At 54.8% G+C, this 18,941-nt stretch carries 15 protein-coding genes and 1 pseudogene; 8 read left to right on the top strand and 8 right to left on the bottom strand.

Annotation, left to right across the window (positions count from 1 at the left end; genetic code table 11):
* Positions 1 to 77: 77 nt before the first annotated feature.
* A complete protein-coding gene (locus SOP85_RS17980) occupies positions 78 to 1,037 on the bottom strand; it encodes a LysR family transcriptional regulator (RefSeq protein WP_323627738.1) in 960 nt (319 codons plus the stop codon).
* 163 nt (positions 1,038 to 1,200) lie between these two features.
* Between SOP85_RS17980 and SOP85_RS17985 the strand changes: the two genes are divergently transcribed.
* Complete coding sequence (locus SOP85_RS17985; protein ID WP_323627739.1) at positions 1,201 to 3,237, top strand: alkyl/aryl-sulfatase; 2,037 nt, start codon at positions 1,201 to 1,203, stop codon at positions 3,235 to 3,237.
* Between the two features lie 203 nt (positions 3,238 to 3,440).
* Here the strand turns inward: SOP85_RS17985 and SOP85_RS17990 are convergent, their stop codons facing one another.
* Both SOP85_RS17990 and SOP85_RS17995 read right to left on the bottom strand, forming a co-directional pair.
* Complete coding sequence (locus SOP85_RS17990; protein WP_323627740.1) at positions 3,441 to 4,400, bottom strand: EamA family transporter; 960 nt, start codon at positions 4,398 to 4,400, stop codon at positions 3,441 to 3,443.
* Between the two features lie 283 nt (positions 4,401 to 4,683).
* A complete protein-coding gene (locus SOP85_RS17995; protein WP_129442062.1) occupies positions 4,684 to 4,956 on the bottom strand; it encodes a hypothetical protein in 273 nt (90 codons plus the stop codon).
* A 444-nt stretch (positions 4,957 to 5,400) separates the two neighbouring features.
* Between SOP85_RS17995 and SOP85_RS18000 the strand changes: the two genes are divergently transcribed.
* Positions 5,401 to 6,762 carry an MATE family efflux transporter gene (locus SOP85_RS18000; RefSeq protein WP_323608223.1) on the top strand — a complete coding sequence of 454 codons (1,362 nt, stop codon included), beginning with the start codon at positions 5,401 to 5,403 and terminating at the stop codon, positions 6,760 to 6,762.
* Between the two features lie 214 nt (positions 6,763 to 6,976).
* Here SOP85_RS18000 and SOP85_RS18005 read toward each other — a convergent pair whose 3' ends face one another.
* The 4 genes from SOP85_RS18005 to SOP85_RS18020 form a co-directional block, all read right to left on the bottom strand.
* Positions 6,977 to 7,405, bottom strand: a complete 429-nt coding sequence (locus tag SOP85_RS18005) for a hypothetical protein (protein ID WP_323627741.1) — start codon at positions 7,403 to 7,405, stop codon at positions 6,977 to 6,979.
* Positions 7,406 to 7,498: 93 nt separating this feature from the next.
* Positions 7,499 to 7,912 carry a VOC family protein gene (locus SOP85_RS18010; protein ID WP_274076639.1) on the bottom strand — a complete coding sequence of 138 codons (414 nt, stop codon included), beginning with the start codon at positions 7,910 to 7,912 and terminating at the stop codon, positions 7,499 to 7,501.
* A 90-nt stretch (positions 7,913 to 8,002) separates the two neighbouring features.
* Positions 8,003 to 8,662: a TetR/AcrR family transcriptional regulator gene (locus SOP85_RS18015; RefSeq protein ID WP_274076640.1), complete on the bottom strand. Its 660-nt coding sequence runs from the start codon at positions 8,660 to 8,662 to the stop codon at positions 8,003 to 8,005.
* Entirely contained in the window at positions 8,649 to 9,500 is an 852-nt protein-coding gene (locus SOP85_RS18020; RefSeq protein ID WP_323608224.1) for a 3-hydroxybutyryl-CoA dehydrogenase, read from the bottom strand. Before SOP85_RS18020 ends, SOP85_RS18015 begins: the two co-directional genes overlap by 14 nt.
* A gap of 165 nt (positions 9,501 to 9,665) precedes the next feature.
* Between SOP85_RS18020 and SOP85_RS18025 the strand changes: the two genes are divergently transcribed.
* The 6 genes from SOP85_RS18025 to SOP85_RS18050 all read left to right on the top strand — a co-directional run bounded on the left by SOP85_RS18025 (position 9,666) and on the right by SOP85_RS18050 (position 17,926).
* Positions 9,666 to 10,682: an AraC family transcriptional regulator gene (locus SOP85_RS18025; RefSeq protein WP_323627742.1), complete on the top strand. Its 1,017-nt coding sequence runs from the start codon at positions 9,666 to 9,668 to the stop codon at positions 10,680 to 10,682.
* A 182-nt stretch (positions 10,683 to 10,864) separates the two neighbouring features.
* The gene (locus SOP85_RS18030) at positions 10,865 to 12,091 is read left to right on the top strand and encodes an N-6 DNA methylase (protein ID WP_323627743.1); all 1,227 of its coding nucleotides are present in this window, start codon (positions 10,865 to 10,867) and stop codon (positions 12,089 to 12,091) included.
* 89 nt (positions 12,092 to 12,180) lie between these two features.
* A complete protein-coding gene (locus SOP85_RS18035) occupies positions 12,181 to 13,095 on the top strand; it encodes a phosphoribosyltransferase-like protein (RefSeq protein WP_323627744.1) in 915 nt (304 codons plus the stop codon).
* A 3-nt stretch (positions 13,096 to 13,098) separates the two neighbouring features.
* Positions 13,099 to 15,105, top strand: a complete 2,007-nt coding sequence (locus SOP85_RS18040) for an ORC-CDC6 family AAA ATPase (RefSeq protein WP_323627745.1) — start codon at positions 13,099 to 13,101, stop codon at positions 15,103 to 15,105.
* A gap of 2 nt (positions 15,106 to 15,107) precedes the next feature.
* Complete coding sequence (locus tag SOP85_RS18045; RefSeq protein WP_323627746.1) at positions 15,108 to 16,019, top strand: hypothetical protein; 912 nt, start codon at positions 15,108 to 15,110, stop codon at positions 16,017 to 16,019.
* 92 nt (positions 16,020 to 16,111) lie between these two features.
* Positions 16,112 to 17,926: an ABC transporter ATP-binding protein gene (locus tag SOP85_RS18050; RefSeq protein WP_323627747.1), complete on the top strand. Its 1,815-nt coding sequence runs from the start codon at positions 16,112 to 16,114 to the stop codon at positions 17,924 to 17,926.
* Between the two features lie 3 nt (positions 17,927 to 17,929).
* Here the strand turns inward: SOP85_RS18050 and SOP85_RS18055 are convergent.
* Positions 17,930 to 18,881, bottom strand: a pseudogene (locus SOP85_RS18055) (alpha/beta hydrolase).
* Between the last annotated feature and the right edge of the window lie 60 nt (positions 18,882 to 18,941).

Below are 18,941 nucleotides of genomic sequence, written 5' to 3' on the forward strand. Positions count from 1 at the left end.
ATGGAAGAAGTGCGTTGGGGGGACTATTGGGTATAGCTCAATAATGTCGCATTGCGTTCCTGGATATATAACTCAGTTCACTCGCTGCCCATCCGGGCCAGGATGCGCTCACGCTGACAAATTTCTGCTTCCACAACTCGCACCTCCCGCATGTAAATCTCTACCGCGGGTGGCAGTGAGCGCTCTTTCAGGTAAATGAAGCCATAACGGGTACGCAGGGCAGGGTCATGGGCGGGCAACGGCACGATTGCGCCTGCGCTGATTTCCTGCTCGAAAGTCGATAGATTGCCTAACGCAAGGGCATTGCTGTTCTCGACGAATTTGACAATTTGCATGGGCACGTCTATTTCGATCGCCGGTACGAAATCACCCGTCAAGGGATCGTAGGCGCCGGCACAGCCCAACGTTGCCGGAAGCAAATGGGTCGCCAACCGCAGCGGAATGCGCGAGGCCACCCAAGGGTAGTCGAGTGTTTGCGCCAGCGTTGGTGAACGTTTTTGCGATAGCAGGGGATGGCCGGGGCGACAAAACAGACGGCCCACATGCTCACCCAGCAACTCACAGGTGAACTCTTCCCGGCCTTGCAAGGTACTGATTTCGGCGATCCCCAGGTCCACTGCACCCGTGGCGACCTGATGAGCGACTTCGCGCCAGCCGGCGACATGGGCAGTGACCTTGATCTGCGGATGTCGGGCATGCAAACGCGCGATGCTGGCGTATCCGCTGGTGACACTCGGATAGGGACCCAAGGCCACTTTCAGCGCGCCGATATCGCCACCCGCCAACAGGGTGATGTCGCGGCGCAAATCCTCCTCGGCCACTAACAGGCGCTGGCTTTTTTCCCGTAGCAACTGACCGAACGCCGTCAATACGACGCCGTCTGAGCGTCGATCAAACAGCGTGACCCCCAGTTCGCTCTCCAGCAACTGGATGCTTTTGCTCAGCGCCGGCTGGGAAACCCCCAACGCTTTGGCCGCTCGACCAAAGTGTGCCTGCTCAATCAATGCCAGAAACTGACGTAATCGACGCGGTGTCATCTCATAACCTTTATGTTATCGAAAATGGCTAAAACGGAATTTTTCGTAATGAAATGAATATGCTATTCATGGCCAGGCGGGTCAAGGTGACGCGTACCCAATAAATACAATCGAGCGCAAATTTCCCCATTGACGCTCATGGCCCTCTGGCGCAGGAACCCCCATGCACAACAAGACCCTTCATCTGGCATTGGCAATCACCCTTGGGAGCGGCATCAGCCCCATGCTCTTTGCTGCCGTGGCAAACGACGCAAATCCTGAACCGGCAGCGACACAAAATTCGCACTTCGACAGCAAGGGTAAAGCGCCTTCGTCCTACACGATCGAAGCGCAAAATGCTGTACGCAAGACCCTTCCGTTCGCGGACAACCGTGATTTTGAAGAAGCCAGGAAAGGCTTCATCGCGGCACCGTCCTACAACAAGATCATGGCCGAAGCCGGAAATGTCGCCTGGAACATGGGCAGCTATGACTTCCTGCTCGGGGGCAAGGACTACGACAGTATCAATCCGTCCTTGCAGCGCCAGGCGGTACTCAACATGGCCTTCGGTCTGTATGAGGTCGTTCCGGAAAAGATTTACCAAGTGCGTGGGTTTGACCTGGCCAATATCACATTCATCAAGGGCGATACGGGCTGGATTGTGTTCGACACCCTGATGTCGAAGGAAACCGCCAAGGCTGCGCTGGATTTCATCAATGAAAAACTCGGCAAGCGCCCGGTCGTGGCGATAGTGATCTCTCACTCCCATGCCGACCATTTCGGTGGTGTCCGCGGTCTGGTCGATGAAGCCGATGTGCGCAGCGGCAAGATCCCGCTCATAGCCCCCACCGGTTTCATGGAGCATGCCGTGGCTGAAAACGTCTACGCCGGCAACGCCATGACCCGGCGCGCCTTTTTCCAGTATGGCGTGATGCTGCCGCACAGCCCTTATGGCCATGTCGACATGGCTATCGGAAAAAATGCCTCGCTAGGCAACATGGGCCTGATTGAACCCAATCGCTACATCGAGAAAGATTTCGAGTCCCTGACCATCGACGGTGTGGAAATGGAGTTTCAAAGCACTCCCGGCACCGAGGCGCCGGCAGAGATGAACACCTGGTTCCCGCAGTTCAAGGCATTCTGGGCAGCTGAAAACATCGTCGGCACCATCCATAACATCTACACCCTGCGCGGTGCTCTGGTCCGTGATCCACTGGTCTGGTCGAAAAACATCAACAACGCCCTGTATCGCTACGGGCAACAGGCCGATGTCATGTTCGCCTCCCACAGTTGGCCACGCTGGGGCAATGAGCGTATTCAGGACGTCATGCGCGCGCAACGCGATGCCTATGCCAACCTGAACAATGCCGTGCTGCACGCCGCCAACCAGGGCGTCACCATCAACGAGATCCAAAACGTCTACAAGTTGCCCGAAAGCCTGAAAAACAACTGGGCGACCCATAGCTACCACGGCTCCGAAGAGCACAACAGCCGTGCCGTGATAAACCGCTACCTGGGTTACTGGGACGCCAACCCGGCGACACTGATGCCGTTGTCTCCGAAAGATTCGGCACCGCTGTACGTGGAAATGATGGGGGGCGCGGACAAAATCATGGTCAAGGGCAAATCCCTGTTCGACCAGGGCAAATACCGCGAAGCCTATGAAATTCTCAATAAGCTGGTGTACGCCGAACCCCAGAACACCCAGGCCAAGGACTTGCTCGCGGACGTCTATGAGCAGGTTGGTTATCAGAAGGAAAGTGCGGGCGTGCGCAACAGCTTCCTGGCGGCGGCGTATGAACTACGCCATGGCATGCCCAAGGGAGTGCCGCCGAAACCCACCGGGCCGGACATGATCCGCGCGATGAGCACCGAGTTGTGGCTGGAATACCTCGGCATTGCCCTGGACGGCAGCAAGGTTGCGGATCAACACCTGGTTCTGAATCTCAGGACACCCGACAACGGTGAACAGTTTGTGGTTGAGTTGAGCAATTCAACGCTGACCACCATCAAGGGGCAGCAAGCGAAAAAGGCTGACCTGACCATCACCCTTGACCGCTCGGATCTTGAAGGCGTGATGGCAAGGAAAACCAGCTTTGCTCAACTCGTCGCGGCGGGAAAAGCTACCTTCGAAGGCGACCACAAACCCTTCGAACGGTTGATGGCCGCCATTACGCCTTTTACCCCTACCTTTGAACTGCTGCCCGGCACCCAGCAGTAATTCATCAGGGCCGGATGCGGCCCTGTTGCAGGCTGAGACGACCTTGCGCACCCAATGACATATCGTGCGCAAGGTGTCAGAAGCTTTCGCAGCGGGCCTGTTGCCAGCTGCATTTCACTCGAATGCGAGATGGCAGCACCGATATTCTTCTGTGGGAATATCGCGCAAGCGGTGCAGTGAAGCGAACGGTTCATCGAGGCATTTCACACCACAGCTTCGGCGTCAGCCTTGATAACTGATTTGCGATACGTCAGCAAAACGATGCCGGTGACCACAATCACCCCACCCAGGATCTGCCCCGCGCTGAGCATTTGATCCAGCACAATCCAGCCCATCAGCAACGTCGCCAACGGCTCGATGTTCATTACCGGTGCATTGCGTGGCATGTCCAGCCGAGGCACTGAAATGAACAGCACGATAAAACCGGTGCCGTACAGCACAACCAAGGTGGCCAGAGCCAGCCATCCGGTCGAGGTTGCGGGCAGGTTTAGTCCGCCAGGCAGGGCACCCGTCAGTCCCGCCAGATTGACGCTGCTGAAGACGATGAAAATGGTTAGCAGACTGCGCACCGAACCACGCACCTGAGACAACTTGTGGTCGGTGATCCACAGCGCGCAGGCGAACACGCTGGCGGCGCAGAACGCGAGCGCGACGCCCAGCAGCCATTGCGGGCCGACGCTGGTCGTGGTCGAAAGGCGCCCGGGGACATCCAGCACAAACACCAACCCCACCAGAATCAAACCCATCAACGTAGCGGTGCGTGCGGTCGGTCTCGGGCCACCCAGCGCCCAGGTGAGCAACGCCAGCAGGATGGGAAACACGTTCGCCACCAGCAGCGCCAGCGCCACCGGGACCCGTGCGACGGCAGAATACAGACACAGGCTCTGCGCGGTAATCAGAAGGCCCAACAGCAATTGCCAGCGCCATGCAACTGCCGACAGACGCAAACTTTGTCTTTGCCACAGCACCAGGCTTGCCAGCACCAGCAAGGTCCCGCCAGAACGCATCAAAATCGCCAGCAACACACCCGCGCCATCATCAAAAGCGACCCGCGCCGCCACATGGTTGCCGGCGAATGCGCAGCCCATGCACAAAAGAATGATCAAGGCGAGATGGCGGGGGAAGGGTGGCGGTACGGTTTGCGCAAATGTAGGGCGGGGCATGGCAGATCTCGAAGGGTGATAGGACAACTCGGGTGTGGAGTGGGAGTTTTTTATTATGTTGTCGTACAACTTGAGCGATTTGTACCCTGTTCGGGTAGGTTGGGCAAGAGAGACTGCAAGGGCGACAAGATTCAGTGCCAGGCTTCAGGGTAGTTATCAGGGGTTTCGCTGGGTCGTTGCCAATGGAAGATTCATTGACTGTTGCTGGTTGCCATTCAGAAAAATGGGCCAGGATCATTTGTCGACGGATCAAGGAAGCGGGCGCCTTGGGCGCCCTTTTCATTTACTCCGCCGCTTGGGCACGCAAGCGTCGGCCAATCACGTCCATCAAATCGCAACCATCGCGTAATGGGATCGCCAGCAGTTTTGAGAAGTCGGACAACACCACCGTGTCGCAGCCAATTTCGGCACGAAAGGCGATGTTTTCCAGCACTTGCGTCACGGTGCGGATACGGTAATCCGCCATGGCTTGCAGGACGTCGAGGGGGGCTTGGGTGTCAATGAGCAGAGAAGCCGGAATCAGGTCAATCCCGGTAAGAGGCATGTATCGATTCATAGTGAAGTTCTCTATTTGATTGGCTTAGAGCCGTCACTCAGTCGTCGCCAAACGATCAGGTGGCAGCTGTGCGCAGGTTGGCGAACCGGCAACAGAGAAAACCGGCAGACCCGAAGGTCTCCCGCGCACAGCCGCCATAACAGCGGCTTTGCGGGTGCGATGATACCTGCAATGAAGCGGATAGCCTTCGCATTCTCTGTGATCAGGTCGCCAAACCTGAATCGCCATTTGGGCGACGGGACTGACTATAAGCCGCATGGCATCCGCAGGGTAGGTGAGGGTTTCCGAGCTTTATGTAGGACCTTTGCTGATCAAATCTCAGACCTTTCACATCTCTTCACTGGAAATCCAAACACAGACCTGAGATGGTCATCGCCCTTTGGTTTCAGCCACCGAAGCTATCCTCAATCAACACGCCCGCCGTCGAGATGGACCTCTACCCCCATGCAAACCCCAGCCCAACCGCAACGCGCCCTCTGGAAAACCTACCTGCTGTTCCTCGCGCCCATGGTCCTGTCCAATTTCCTCCAGTCGATGTCCGGCACGGTCAACAGCATCTACATCGGCCAGATGCTCGGCACCCAGGCCCTGGCGGCGGTGTCGGGCATGTTCCCCATCGTGTTCTTCTTCATCGCCCTGGTCATCGGCCTGGGTGCGGGGGCGGGTGTGTTGATTGGCCAGGCCTGGGGCGCGCGGGAGACGCATCTGGTGAAGGCCATTGCCGGCTCGACCTTGTTGTTGGGATTGCTGATCGGGCTGGTGGCGGCGGTGGTCGGGAGTGTGTTTGCGCGGTCTTCATTGGTGGGGTTGGGGACGCCGGGGGATGTGCTGGACGATGCGGTGGCGTATGCCCATGTGATGTTGTGGTTCATGCCGACGCTGTTGGTGTTCGTGTTGTTCACGCAGTTGCTGCGCGGGGTGAGCGATACGTTGTCGCCGTTGCTGGCGCTGGTGGTGTCGACCTGTATCGGCCTGGCGTTGACGCCGGCGTTGATACGCGGGTGGCTGGGGTTGCCGCCGATGGGGATCCAGAGTGCGGCGTTTGCCGGGTTGGCGGGCAACCTGGCGGCGATGGGGTGGCTGGCGTGGCGCCTGATTCGCAAGGGCCATCCGCTAGCGCCGGACCGGGAATTTTTCGCGGCGATGAAGCTGGACAGGGCGATCCTCGGCAAGGTGCTGCGCATCGGCTTGCCCACCGGCTTGCAGATGGTGGTGTTGTCGCTGTCGGAGCTGGTGATCCTGGCGCTGGTGAACCAGCACGGTTCCCAGGCGACGGCGGCGTACGGCGCGGTGACGCAGATCGTCAATTACGTGCAGTTCCCGGCGCTGTCGATCGCGATCACGGCGTCGATCCTTGGGGCGCAGGCGATCGGGGCAGGGCGCATCGAACGCATCGGGCCGATCTTGAAGACCGGGTTGATGATCAACGTGTGCCTGACCGGCGGCCTGGTGGTGTTGGGGTATTTGCTGTCGCACTGGCTGCTGGGCTCGTTCCTCACCGAGGATGCGACCCGCAGCATGGCCGAGCACTTGCTGCACATCATGCTCTGGAGCCTGTTGGTGTTCGGCTTCCAGGCGATCATCGGCGGCATCATGCGCGCCAGCGGCACGGTGATGGTGCCGGTGGCGATCTCGATCGTGTGCGTGGTGGGCGTGCAGTTGCCGGTGGCGTATCTGCTGGACGCGCGGTTCGGGCTGCAAGGGGTGTGGATGGCGTTTCCGGTGGCGTATCTGGGGATGCTGGCGTTGCAGACGCTGTATTACAAACTGGTGTGGCAGCATCAGAAGATTGAGCGGTTGGTGTAGGCTCAAGACGGTGTCTACGGGGCTCCCATCAATTGGGGGTAGCGGTGGACTGTAGGAGCCCGGCTTGCCGGCGAAGGCGTCTTTGAGTATTGCGTTGGTCGTTCGGGTGCCTTCGCTGGCAAGCCAGCTCCTACAAGGTTCATTCAGTGTCCTGTCAGGCGAGGCCCGATGAAGGCTACTCGACCGGCATTTTTCGACGAAAAATCCCCGCGCCTCACTTGTACTTGATCACGATCCCTTTGAGTTTGCGCCCCTCGATGGTCTGCACGTCGCGCGCCCATAGCGGCCCGTTGACATAGGCACCGACCGCCTGGATATGGTCATACACCACGACCACGGCATCGCCGCCAAGCTTGGCGGATTCGTCCCTCAGTTTTTCTTCAACCTCGGTAATCGGCGGGGCGGGGTCGACACTGGCGTCGATCAGTATTTCGCCCAGTCGAACGTGCGGGCGAAGGGGCTCGGTGCGCAGCACCACGACTTCGCTGGGCAGCGTCGGTGCGGGATGTTCCACGCCGACGTAGGCGGTGGTCTGGGCATCGACTGTCGCGCAACCGCTGAGTGCCAGCAGCGCGGCGGTGAGCCCGCCCGCCAGCAAGGACAGTTTGAAACGGGTGGACCATGACGCGTCATGGGCTTGCATGGTGGGTTTTCTCCGAAGGGCCGCTGCTACAGGGGTTAGAAGTTGACGGTAGCAGACGGCCCGGGAGTTGCCAGACAGCCGGTCTTCACAGTGTCACTGATCCTTTTCGCAATTGACCATCCACGACACACCAAAGCGGTCGACCAGCATGCCAAAGCGTGCGGCCCAGAACGTGGCTTCCAGTGGCATGTCGACTTTGCCGCCTTCTGCCAGTGCGTTGAACACCCGCTCGGCTTCGGCAATGCTGTCGACGTTCAGGGAAATCGAGCAACCGCTCATGCCCTGGGTCGGACGGTCGGGGGTGGTGTCCGAGGCCATGAGCATCTGGTCACCGACCTTCAGGCAGGTGTGGATGATCAGGTGGTGATGTTCCTTGGGGACGTGCTCGGCGGCGGGTGTTTCGCCGAACGTCATCATCGCCTCGAGCTGGGCTTGCAGGCATTGCTGGTAAAACGTGAAGGCGGCGCGGCAATCGCCATTGAAGATAAGGTAGGGACTGATTTTCATGGTGCTGCTCCCGGTCATTGAAGATACACATCGGATTGGACGCCGGGTACCAGCGCGAATTCCGATGAGATTGACTGGGCAAGCAAAGCGCTAAATCGCGGTGGGAGCCTGGGTTTTTTTAGATGGATTCTCGATAGGCCGGGCCAGGCTTATAGCCTCGCTTGGGCGCTTCGGCGCCAGCAAGCGCTCGATGGCGCCACCGACCATGTTCTCCAGCAGTTCATTGTGCTCGCCTTCTTCCAGCGCATGGGACGCCAGCCAGCTGGGCGCGCTGTTGAGCAAGGCGGCGATGGCATGACCGGCCGCCAGCAGGCCCGATTCGCTGAACCGCGAACGGGCGCCGAGTATCACCATCAATTGGCGTTGGTACTGCTCGCTCAAATGTCGAACCCGTGCCTGTTGCTCGTCGTTCAGGCAGCCGCTGTCGCGTTCCACCAGGCGAAAATGCCAGGGCATGTCGCGATGCAGGTTCAGGTGCGCGCGGATCAGGCTGTTGAGGCGGTCGCGTTTACCCGGCGCCTTTTGCTTGATACGCCCCAGCGTGGCCAGCAGCTCTTCGTAGAACTCTTCGATCAAGTCCAGCAGCAGGTGCTGTTTGCTTGGGTAATGGTGATACAACGAGCCCGGGGAAAGCCCCAGGCACGTCGCGAGCTCGCGCATGCCGACCTGACCGAAACCCTTGCTGGCGAACAGCTCCAGCACCTTGTCCCGGTATTCGGCGAAACGCGAACAACGCTCAGGCATAGGCATGGAAGCCGCGCCCCGTCTTGCGTCCCAGGTAACCGGCGGCGACCATTTCCTTGAGCAATGGCGCCGGGCGGTATTTGCTGTCGTTGAAGCCGTCGTGGAAGGCCTCCATGATCGCCAGCAGCGTATCCAGGCCGATCAGGTCCGCGAGGGCCAGGGGGCCGATAGGCTGGTTGCAGCCCAGACGCATGCCGGCGTCGATGTCTTCGGCACTGGCCAGGCCTTCCTGGAACACCAGGATCGCTTCGTTGATCATCGGCACCAGGATCCGGTTGACCACGAACCCCGGGCGGTTGCCGGCGGTGATCGCGGTCTTGCCCAGTCGGGTCGCCATGTCCAGCGCCAGGGCATGGGTGGCATCGCTGGTTTGCAGGCCGCGAATGACTTCGATCAGGCCCATCACCGGCACCGGGTTGAAGAAGTGCAGGCCGATGAAGCGTTCAGGCTGGCTGACACTGGCCGCGAGCTGGGTGATCGACAGCGACGACGTGTTGGAGGCGATCACGCACTCGGCGCCGACCTGTGCGGCAACCTGTTGCAGCAACCGCAGTTTCAGTTCGAGGTTCTCGGTGGCGGCTTCGATCACCAGTTGCGCGTCGCGCAGGTTGCTGTAATCGGTGCTGGTGCGGATTTTGTCGAGGGCGGCGTTTTTCTGCTCGGCGCTCAGGGTTTCCTTGGCGACCTGGCGGTCAAGGTTCTTGCCGACGGTGGCGAGGGCTTTTTGCAAGGCACCCTCGCTGATGTCCACCAGGGTCACGTTGAAACCGGCCAGGGCGCAGACCTGCGCGATGCCGTTGCCCATAGTGCCGGCGCCGATCACGCCAATGTTTTGCAGATTCATGTTGCCGTCCTTTCGATAAACCCTGCGATACCTTGGCCGCCTGTATGGCCGAAAGCGTACTATTGCCGCGAGTCTAGAGCCGGCAGGGTGGTTGTCCTATGCCGAAACTGTTCAACGGCACTGATGTTTTTTGCCATTTCGGGTGATGGGGAGCGAAGCGTTCGCATGCGGGAAAAGGACTCGGTGGCCGCCTACTTCGTGCAGGCAATGATCCAGGGGCTGGGGGACGATCCGCAGCGTGTTCGGGCTGTGCTCGAACAGGCCGGCATCGACCCGGCGGTGATTGCGCAACCCACGTCGCGGGTACCAGCCAGCGCGTTTGCAGCGCTGTGGCTGATCCAGATCCGCGAGCTCGACGACGAATTCTTCGGCCTCGACTCCCACGGCATGCCGCCGGGCAGCTTCGCCCTGATTTGCCGGGCATTGATCCAGGAGCCCGATCTGCACAAGGCCATGCGCCAGTGCCTGGTCAACTTCGGCCTGTTCCTGCGTGATTTTCGCGGCACCCTGACCGTGCGCGGCAAACGAGCGGTCATCAGCCTGCAAAGCCAGGGCGCCAACGAAGACGTCAGCCGTTTCGGCGAAGAGACCTTCCTGGTGTTGATGATCAGCCTTATGTGCTGGCTGGGTGGACGACGCATCCCGATCGACCGCGCGGACTTTCGCCACGGGCGCCTGTCGCTCAGCGATGACCGTTTGCTCTGGGGGCCGAACCTGACCTTCGGCGCCGAGCGCACCGAAATCGAGTTCGCCAGTCACTACCTGCGCCTGCCGGTGGTCCAGGACCTGGCGTCGCTCAAAGTGTTCCTGCGCACCGCGCCACAATGGCTGGTGATCCGCTTTCGCAACCAGCACGGCCTGGCGTCACAGGTGCACCAGCGCTTGCGCAACAGCCATTACAGCGAGTGGCCGACCCTGCAGGCCTTTGCCCTCGAGCAACACCTGAGCCCCAGTACCTTCCGCCGCAAACTCGAGCGCGAGGGCTGCTCCTATCAGGAGATCAAGGACGAAGTACGCCGTGGGGTGGCGTTCGAACAGTTGCGTGAGAGCCAGGCGAGTATCGGCGACATCGCCGAACAACTGGGTTTCCAGGAGCCGAGCGCATTTCACCGGGCGTTCAAGAAGTGGACGGGGGAGAGTCCGGGGAGGTATCGGGCGCGGTTTCAGGGGGAAAAAAACTAAAGATTATGGGAGAGATATGGGATGATTCGTCAGCGATGGCATTCGCAGTTCTTGTGAAAAAACTGCTTGCCGCGATCTTGGCAGAATAGTCTTTAATGTGTTACGCAGATGGTGGAAAAGGACAGGGATTTGGATGTCTATAGTTTTTGGATGTTTCCTATATACAGAGATATGTAACTAGAATGACAATTGCACCATTTACATCTAGAGATAACTTAGGGCGTTATTATACCGATAATGGTATAAGTGAATTTCTTATCTCTCAAATGGATACTACTGAAGCACAAAACATCTTGGATCTCGGGTGTGGCCTCGGAAGTCTTTCGTTCGCAGCGTCACGGCGCTGGAATGATGCAAAAATATTCTCGCTAGATATTGAACATAGATCTCCAGACGCTTTTCATAGGCACGAAAATCAGCATCACGTAGTAGGGGATGCTTTACAGTTTGATTTGCCAAGAGCGTTAGGTGTGCAAGAGGGCTCCATAGATTTGGCTGTGTGTAATCCACCATATCTTAAACCGAATTGGAGAGATGAGTTTCAGGAAGTCGCAGATCAAATTGGTCTCTGTAAATATTCATCAATCTCTAAAATTTGCTCCGCTGAAGTTATTTTTTTAGCGCAAATGTTGCGGATGTTGAAGACAGGAGGCGAAGCAGGCGTGATCCTGCCTGATGGCATATTTACCGCCGAAAAATTCTCTGGTTTCAGAGAGTTTCTTGTTAAAGAACATTTTGTTAAAAAAATAATTCAGCTGCCAAGAAATATATTTAAGCGAACAGAAGCAAAGACTCATATTTTAATACTAAATAAGTCGGTGAGTAAGTGCGGTCGTGATTATGTGGAATTAAGTTGTGTGCAAGGTGATGGATCGCTTTCACCTACTATAAAAATTTCACCCTGTTTAGGTGTTGAACGTCTTGATTATTCGTATCATTGGCGTCGATTGAACAGTCAGGCTGACACAAAACTGTCCGCTAAAATGATAGATGTAGCGGAGATTAAAAGAGGTAAGCACTCTTCTGTTGATATTTCGAGGTTGGAATGTGCGACTGTCCATACGACGAATATCAAAGGCTTTAACGATGCATTGATGTTGCCTGGGAAAAAGGATCTGTTAGACTTGGAGCTGCCAAAGTTTCTTATCGCTGGTCCCGGTGATATATTGATGGCGAGAGTTGGACGGGGTTTTTTCAATAAAGTGGCATATGTTCAATCTGGATATGCAGTTGTAAGTGACTGTTTGTTTAGGGTTCGAGCTAAAGGCTATCAAGGTGATAAGCTATTCAGATATCTTGTGTCTGACTCGGCGCAATCAAGCCTGGCTGATTTAAGTTACGGTGTTGCTGCGTCACAAATATCTATGAAGCAATTATCCGAATTCAATGTGCCTCTTGGTAAGATTTGAGTTATTCAGCAAGTACGGTGTTGTTATCATTATTGGGGAGGGTTGCTAGCCTCAAGCATTAAAAGTGGTGGAAAGCAGGGAGCATAATTATGTCATTCGAAATACCTCCTGGTAAAGAACGGTTTTTTGTTGATACTAGACAAAAAATTGAGCTTTTGATTAGGCGGGGAGTGTTAAATGGAATTAAGAAATATGAGTTGCAGGGATGGCTAAATAACTTCGAAGGAGATCGAGGGTGCTATTTGGCTGCTCATTTGTTGGATGCTCTGATTTATAGATCGCCGGATATGTTGAGAAGTATGCGGCGTCATATGCTGGAGATGCAGTTGGCGGCTAAGCTTCAATGTTCGGGATATATTCCGCAAAGTTGTATGGTTGATTTTCTGAAAGGTATTAAAGAAGGTGGCGAAGATTTACCGCTACGCTTTGTTGCGGTAGATGGAGATTTCGAAGCTACCCCAGGTAAAAGTGGCGCTGTCTTGGTTCGGGATTTTAGACAGGATGGACTGATAAATAAAAACATAACAATTCGACCGCAAGATGTTTTGAACATGCCCGCTCATGTGAAGTGGCTAGTGTTAGTAGACGATTTTGTAGGAACTGGCAGGCAAGCTGAAAAATTCTTTAATTATTATAATGTAGAGTCATGGTCGAAAGACCGAAATGTAATTTTGCTTTCTTTTATGGCTCATGAAGATGGTGTTCGAAAAATAGCAGAAGATTTCCCATATGTTTTGTTTGATTGTGCTGAGGTATTAAGCTCGTCGCATGGGTTTTTTTATTCTTCTGCTAGCACTGGCTTGTGGTCTAGAGACGGTTATAATGTAGCTGAGGATGTAATAGATTTTTATAGGGATATACTAAGAAATAAAGGTGTAAGTTACAAGCGCAAAAAGTTTGATTTGGATCTTACAATTTCGTTCTCTCGAACTATTCCAAATAACACTCTTAAGGCATATTGGTCTTCTCAGGGAACGTGGTGCCCACTTATTAATAGGGGTTGAATTATGGAAAAGAATATAGCTGATGCGTTTCTTAAAAATCGCGCAGAGTTGCTGCCAGATGATGTCTGGGGGCAATTTATCGTCCCTCATTTCTTTTCATCATTAAGTATATTTAAAGAAAAAAAAGCCGTCAAAATTGAAGGGGGGAGGGGGTGTGGTAAAACAATGCTCATGCGTTACCTATGCCATTCAAGTGTTTTTAGTCCCAATAGAAAATGCATCCTTGATCAATCATTAAAGTTTATAGGTCTTTACTGGAAGCCTGATATTCGATTTTGTAAGTTGATTACTGGTTCGTGGTTGGCTGATGACGCAGATATCGCTTTCTCATATTATTTTTCTTTGTCGGTTTTAGGGGAGTTTGTCAGGAGCTTAGATAGTATTTCCAAGGCTCCTTTAGCGTCCGGCTCTTTAGATGTTCGATCAATCGAGATACCCGTTTCAGCGAAACGTTATCTGGGGAGCAATATTGAAACTTTTTTAGATGTAGAGTCGTTTGTAGATGAGAAGCTGGCTGAATTTGAATTGTGGGTACAGAACCCAAGTTTAGATCGTCCTGTAATGTTTAATTTCAAACCAATTCTTAAGAGTTTTGTGAAGGCTGTGTCTTCTGCAGATGCGCGGCTAAACGATTCGTTCTTTAGAGTTTTTGTGGATGAATTCGAAAATTTACAGCTCAGTCAGCAGCTCATAATAAATGACTATGTAAAGCAGCCAGATAGTCAGTATTGCATAAATTTCTCTGTCCGCTCTCACGCGATTTCTGAATTTCTTACTAGCACTAATGAGCAGTTAATTGAACCACATGACTACAGAACAATAAACATAGAGGTTGAGCTCGCCTCAAATGATAGTAACTTTGATTTGCTTGCTGCCGAGCTCATGTTGCTGCGTTTGAAAAATGAAGGTTATGAACTTGAGCTGGAGCATTTTAATAAAGAGTTTTTGTTTGATCCGGATTACATTGGAGAGCGGAGTACGCGGGGTTATAGAACTGCAGTGCTGGAAAAGGCACGTAGGATACTGCCGCAGCTAACTGTAAAAGAAATTGCAACGCTTGCGGTTGCTGATGAAGCATTGCGTAGAAGATTAAGTTCTACTATAAAAAAAGCTTTGGTTAAAAGAGGTGCGCTCGATGTGCCGGTTTCATTGTTTTTTGACGGGGTTGATCCGGAAGTTTCGGTGGTTGCAGCTAGCATATTAAGTCGAGACTCTACTTCGACCGATGTTGTAATTGCTGAGCTTAATGAGTCTAAGTTGAAGGGTGTTAAAGGAAGAGATTCTTTTACCAAATCCGGCGGCTGGGTCGAAAATACGCTTTTTGGATCTTTGCTCTTCCTTTATAAAGGTCTTCCGCAAAAAGATTGTTTGTTATATGCCGGATTTGGTAGGTTTTGTGGGTTGTCTAATCCAAACTTGAGATATTTTCAAGAGCTCTGTCATAAAGCTCTACTTGAGGCGAGTGCGAATGGAGAAATATCGGATTCTACCGATTTAGTTGTGAGTCCAAAAACTCAAGCTTCTGCTGCATTCTCCGTAAGTACTAAGCTCTTAGACGAAGTCGAGCGAGCTGGAACTAATGGCAAGAAGCTGCATAGTATGATTATGAGGTTGGGCGCGATATTTGAATCGTCTCAACGCCGTCCTGGGCAAAGTGAACCAGAAGTAAATCATTTTTCAATTAATGATAGTCAGCGCGTCGCGTTAGATCCAAAGGTCGAGTCATTAATCAAGGATGGCTTAATGTGGTCAGTCTTGTACGAAACATCTGATACAAAAAATAAGAGTGATTACGATATCATGCAAAATGACTATGTCCCTAATCCCATATTTGCTCCTTATTTTGGTATAAGTTATAGAAAGAAGCGTAAGCTTTCTCTTTCGGCTAGTGAAGTAAATACATTGTATGTTGGGTCGGGGGAGCAATTCAAAGCTTTGCTTAAAAGCTATGTTGATAAGTGGGAAGATCCAGCTGATACAGATGCTGGTATGAACCTAAAGTTGTTTTAACTATGATGAGCTTTAGTTGGGTTTCAGCAGGTTACGATGGCACTTATTCAAAGCCCATATATGACGTCGCTTTTGTTGGCGAGGTTGTTGATGATAGGGGGGCGCATTGTCTTTTAGCTGCAAAAGCTTCTAGTAAGCTAGTTCTGGATGTGAAGTATGTTCCGGATGAATATAAAATAATCATTGGGGAAGAGGAGTGGCGGGCCAATCAGATTGAACGAATTGCGCTAACTTTTCCCGCTGAAAATATACTTTTTGATGCGACGACTTTGGATTTTCCAGATTTGCTTTTAATTATTAAAAGTTATCTTGGTTGCGGCGTTGGCGATATAAAATTCAATTTTCTTTATGCGGAGCCGTTAACATATAATTCAATCTCAAAGTCGGAAAGTCGGCATGATTTTAAGTTGAGCGATGGCTATGCTGCTGATTGTTTTCCGATTCCTGGTTTCATTCATCTTCATACAAATCCGAACAATATAGGTAGTGTTACTGCTTTTGTTGGTTTTGAAGGCGCCAGGCTTCAAAATTTAATTGCGGATACGGAGCCGGAAATTTCAAAAAAAATAAATGTCGTATTTGGTATTCCTCCATTTAATACGGAGTGGGAGACACATGCATTAATGCAAAACGCTACGGTTCTGCAAGATGAGCAAATAGATGAAGTTCTATATGCTGGGGCCAATAACCCATTCTCATGTTATGAGATTATTTCAATGTTGTACCATAACAGGCCTAGCAATACATCGTTCGAAATAGCTCCCCTTGGAACGAAACCTGCTGCAATTGCGACGGCGCTGTTCGCTGCAGAGACCCCTGGAGTATCGGTGAGATATGATTATCCGAAGCGATCAAAGGGGAGGTCTACTGGTGTTGGAAAGGTGCATATTTTTACCGCTTGGAGGAAGTCGTAATCACACTATGTGTATTCGAGGCTGAGCTATATTTTTCTCCACCTTAAACAATTCTGAATGTTCAATATTAGGCGATTTCTAACCTTTCCATTATGTCAGTTTTCCTTTCCCGATTCACCTCGCTGCTCGACCAGTCCCGTCGTGCCTTGCTGCTGGTCTGGGGCACCTCGCGCGCATTGTTTCTGGGGCTGGTGGTGGCGACCCTCATTGCCGGTGTGCTTCCGGCTTTAGCGGCATGGCTGGGCCAGCGCATTGTCGATGCCGTTGTCTTTGCCATGCAATTGCATGCGCAGCAAGGCAGTGCGCCTTTGTGGCCGGTGGTGCGTTATGTGCTGATGGAGGCGGGAGTGCTGGCCTTGCTGTCGGGTGCCCAGCGTGCGCTGTCGGTGCAGCAGTCGCTGTTGCGGGTGCAGCTGGGGCAGAAGGTCAACACGATGATTCTGGAAAAGGCCCAGACGTTATCGCTGGTGCAGTTCGAGAATTCCGAGTTCTACGACAAGCTGGTGCGGGTTCGGCGCGAAGCCTCGACCCGGCCGTTGGCGTTGGTGATGAAGTCGCTGGGGCTGATCCAGAACCTGATCGTGCTGATCAGCTTCGGGGTGTTGCTGGTGCATTTTTCGCCCTGGGCGCTGGTGTTGCTGGTGGTCGGCGCGTTGCCAGTGTTTTTTGCCGAGGCGCATTTTTCCGGCGATGCCTTTCGCCTGTTTACCCGCCGTGCGCCGGAGAGCCGGCAGCAGACCTACATCGAGACGTTGCTGTCCCATGAGGGCTACATCAAGGAGGTCAAGCTGTTCGGTTTCGCGCCGCTGCTGTTACAGCGTTACCGCGACACCTTTGCCAGGCTCTATGCCGAGGACCGGCGGCTGACCCTGCGTCGCGATGGCTGGGGATTTGTCCTCGGCCTGCTGGGCACCGCGGCGTTCTACCTGGCCTACGCCTGGGTGGTGGTCGATGCCGTGCACGGCAACATCAGCCTCGGCCAGATGACCATGTACCTGGTGTTGTTCAAGCAGGGACAGTCGGCAGTGAGCAGCAGCCTGAGCGCCATCAGCGGCCTGTACGAGGATGGCCTCTACCTGTCGAGCCTCTATGAATACCTGGCCGAGCCCGTGGTCGCGGCCACGGGCCATCTCACGGTGGGCGCGGTGCCTGGCGATGGCCTGCGGTTCGAGAACGTCGGCTTTCGTTACCCGGGTGCCAGTCGCGACGCGCTGGCGGGTATCGACCTGCACCTGGTACCGGGGCACAGTGTGGCGCTGGTGGGCGAGAACGGTTCGGGCAAGACCACGCTGATCAAACTCTTGACCCGGCTCTACCGTCCCGATCAAGGACGCATCCTGCTGGACGGCAGCGACTTGCAGGCTTGGGAGGAAAATGCGCTACGCCGGCGCATCGGGGTGATCTTCCAGGACTACATTCGCTACCAGTTTTCCGTCGGCGAGAACATCGGTGTGGGCGACACCCTGGCGTTCCAGGACGAGCAGCGCTGGCAGCAAGCCGCCGCCGAAGGCATGGCCGCGCCGTTCATCGAGCGGCTCGATCGCGGTTACGCCACGCAACTGGGGCGCTGGTTTGCCGGTGGGCTGGAGCTGTCGGGCGGGCAGTGGCAGAAAATCGCGCTGTCGCGCGCCTACATGCGCCGCGATGCCGATATCCTGATCCTCGACGAGCCGACCTCGGCACTCGACCCGGCGGCGGAAGCGGCGGTGTTCGAGCATTTCAGCCAGCACACCCAGGGCCGCATGACCCTGCTGATCTCCCACCGTTTTTCCAGCGTGCGCAACGCCGATCACATCATCGTGCTGGATCAGGGCTCGATTCTGGAACGTGGCGATCACGACACGCTGGTCACGGCGGGCGGGCGTTATGCGCAGCTGTTCGACCTGCAGGCACGGGGCTATCGATAACCCTCAGGAGTCCTGGGCGTTACGCGAGACCATCGGCCCGGCGATCTGCGGTTTGGCCTTCATCAAGCCTTCCAGCGCCTGACGATACTGGCTGCCGCCCAGGCTCATGCTGTTGTTGTGGGTGCCGCCGGGGATCAGCAACAGACGCTTGGGTTCGTTGGCGGCATTGAACAGTTGCTCACTGAACCTCGAAGGCATGAACCGGTCGGCCAGGCCATGGACCACCAGCAACGGCATGTGAATGTCGACGATCTTGTCGATGGAGTCGAACTTCTGCGACAGCAACCAGCGCACCGGCAGCCAGTTCACCGGCAGGTTGTTGTCGGCCACTTCCGCCACGGCATCGCCCAGGGAAGTGAAGGTAGATTCGATCACCAGGCCGCGCACCGGAACGGCGCCATGCTGCTTTTTCGCTTGCGCGGCCAAGTCTGCGGCCAGGTCGATGGCCACCGCGCCACCCAGGGAGTGGCCGTAGATCAGGCGCTTGCCGGGGTCCGGTTGCATCGTGCTGAAACGATCCCAGGCAGCGCGGGCATCTTCGTAAACGCTGGCCTCCGACGGCAAGTCACCCTTGCTCTGGCCAAAGCCGCGGTAGTCGATCGCCAGCACCGAATAGCCCATGGCGCGCAACTGCTCGATGCGAAAGGCCTGGCCGGTCAGGTTCCAGCGTACGCCATGCAGGTAGAGGATCGACGGCGCGTCACGGCGCGCGGCCGGCCACCACCAGGCATGCAGGTTTTGCCCGGCCTTGAAACTGGCAGGCTTGATGTCGAATTCCTGCACATCCTGCGGCAGGCCGCGATACCAGCCGGCCGTGCCCGGCTCGATGCGGAACAGCAACTCGCTCTTTGTACTTGAGTGCGCCGCAACCCACGGGCAAGCCGACGACCAGCGCGGCCATGCACAGCAGCGGCAGCCAGCGCAGGCGTAGACGGGTGAGCAGGGCTGAGGGCATTGGGTGGTTCACCGGTAGGGACATGAAGACCGCGTTTTAACAGATGCGCGCGAGGGGTGG

This window comes from Pseudomonas sp. YuFO20, assembly GCF_035064975.1.
In the GTDB taxonomy this organism is placed as follows: Bacteria; Pseudomonadota; Gammaproteobacteria; order Pseudomonadales; family Pseudomonadaceae; genus Aquipseudomonas; species Aquipseudomonas putida_AE.

Excerpts from the sequence above, each read along its gene's own strand:
- SOP85_RS18045 (WP_323627746.1), top strand. The coding sequence starts at position 15,108 with ATGATGAGCTTTAGTTGGGTTTCAGCAGGTTACGATGGCACTTATTCA.
- SOP85_RS18005 (WP_323627741.1), bottom strand. The coding sequence starts at position 7,405 with ATGCAAGCCCATGACGCGTCATGGTCCACCCGTTTCAAACTGTCCTTG.
- SOP85_RS17995 (WP_129442062.1), bottom strand. The coding sequence starts at position 4,956 with ATGAATCGATACATGCCTCTTACCGGGATTGACCTGATTCCGGCTTCT.
- SOP85_RS18050 (WP_323627747.1), top strand. The coding sequence starts at position 16,112 with ATGTCAGTTTTCCTTTCCCGATTCACCTCGCTGCTCGACCAGTCCCGT.
- SOP85_RS18000 (WP_323608223.1), top strand. The coding sequence starts at position 5,401 with ATGCAAACCCCAGCCCAACCGCAACGCGCCCTCTGGAAAACCTACCTG.
- SOP85_RS17990 (WP_323627740.1), bottom strand. The coding sequence starts at position 4,400 with ATGCCCCGCCCTACATTTGCGCAAACCGTACCGCCACCCTTCCCCCGC.
- SOP85_RS18035 (WP_323627744.1), top strand. The coding sequence starts at position 12,181 with ATGTCATTCGAAATACCTCCTGGTAAAGAACGGTTTTTTGTTGATACT.
- SOP85_RS18020 (WP_323608224.1), bottom strand. The coding sequence starts at position 9,500 with ATGAATCTGCAAAACATTGGCGTGATCGGCGCCGGCACTATGGGCAAC.
- SOP85_RS18010 (WP_274076639.1), bottom strand. The coding sequence starts at position 7,912 with ATGAAAATCAGTCCCTACCTTATCTTCAATGGCGATTGCCGCGCCGCC.
- SOP85_RS18025 (WP_323627742.1), top strand. The coding sequence starts at position 9,666 with ATGCGGGAAAAGGACTCGGTGGCCGCCTACTTCGTGCAGGCAATGATC.
- SOP85_RS18030 (WP_323627743.1), top strand. The coding sequence starts at position 10,865 with ATGACAATTGCACCATTTACATCTAGAGATAACTTAGGGCGTTATTAT.
- SOP85_RS18040 (WP_323627745.1), top strand. The coding sequence starts at position 13,099 with ATGGAAAAGAATATAGCTGATGCGTTTCTTAAAAATCGCGCAGAGTTG.
- SOP85_RS17980 (WP_323627738.1), bottom strand. The coding sequence starts at position 1,037 with ATGACACCGCGTCGATTACGTCAGTTTCTGGCATTGATTGAGCAGGCA.
- SOP85_RS17985 (WP_323627739.1), top strand. The coding sequence starts at position 1,201 with ATGCACAACAAGACCCTTCATCTGGCATTGGCAATCACCCTTGGGAGC.
- SOP85_RS18015 (WP_274076640.1), bottom strand. The coding sequence starts at position 8,662 with ATGCCTATGCCTGAGCGTTGTTCGCGTTTCGCCGAATACCGGGACAAG.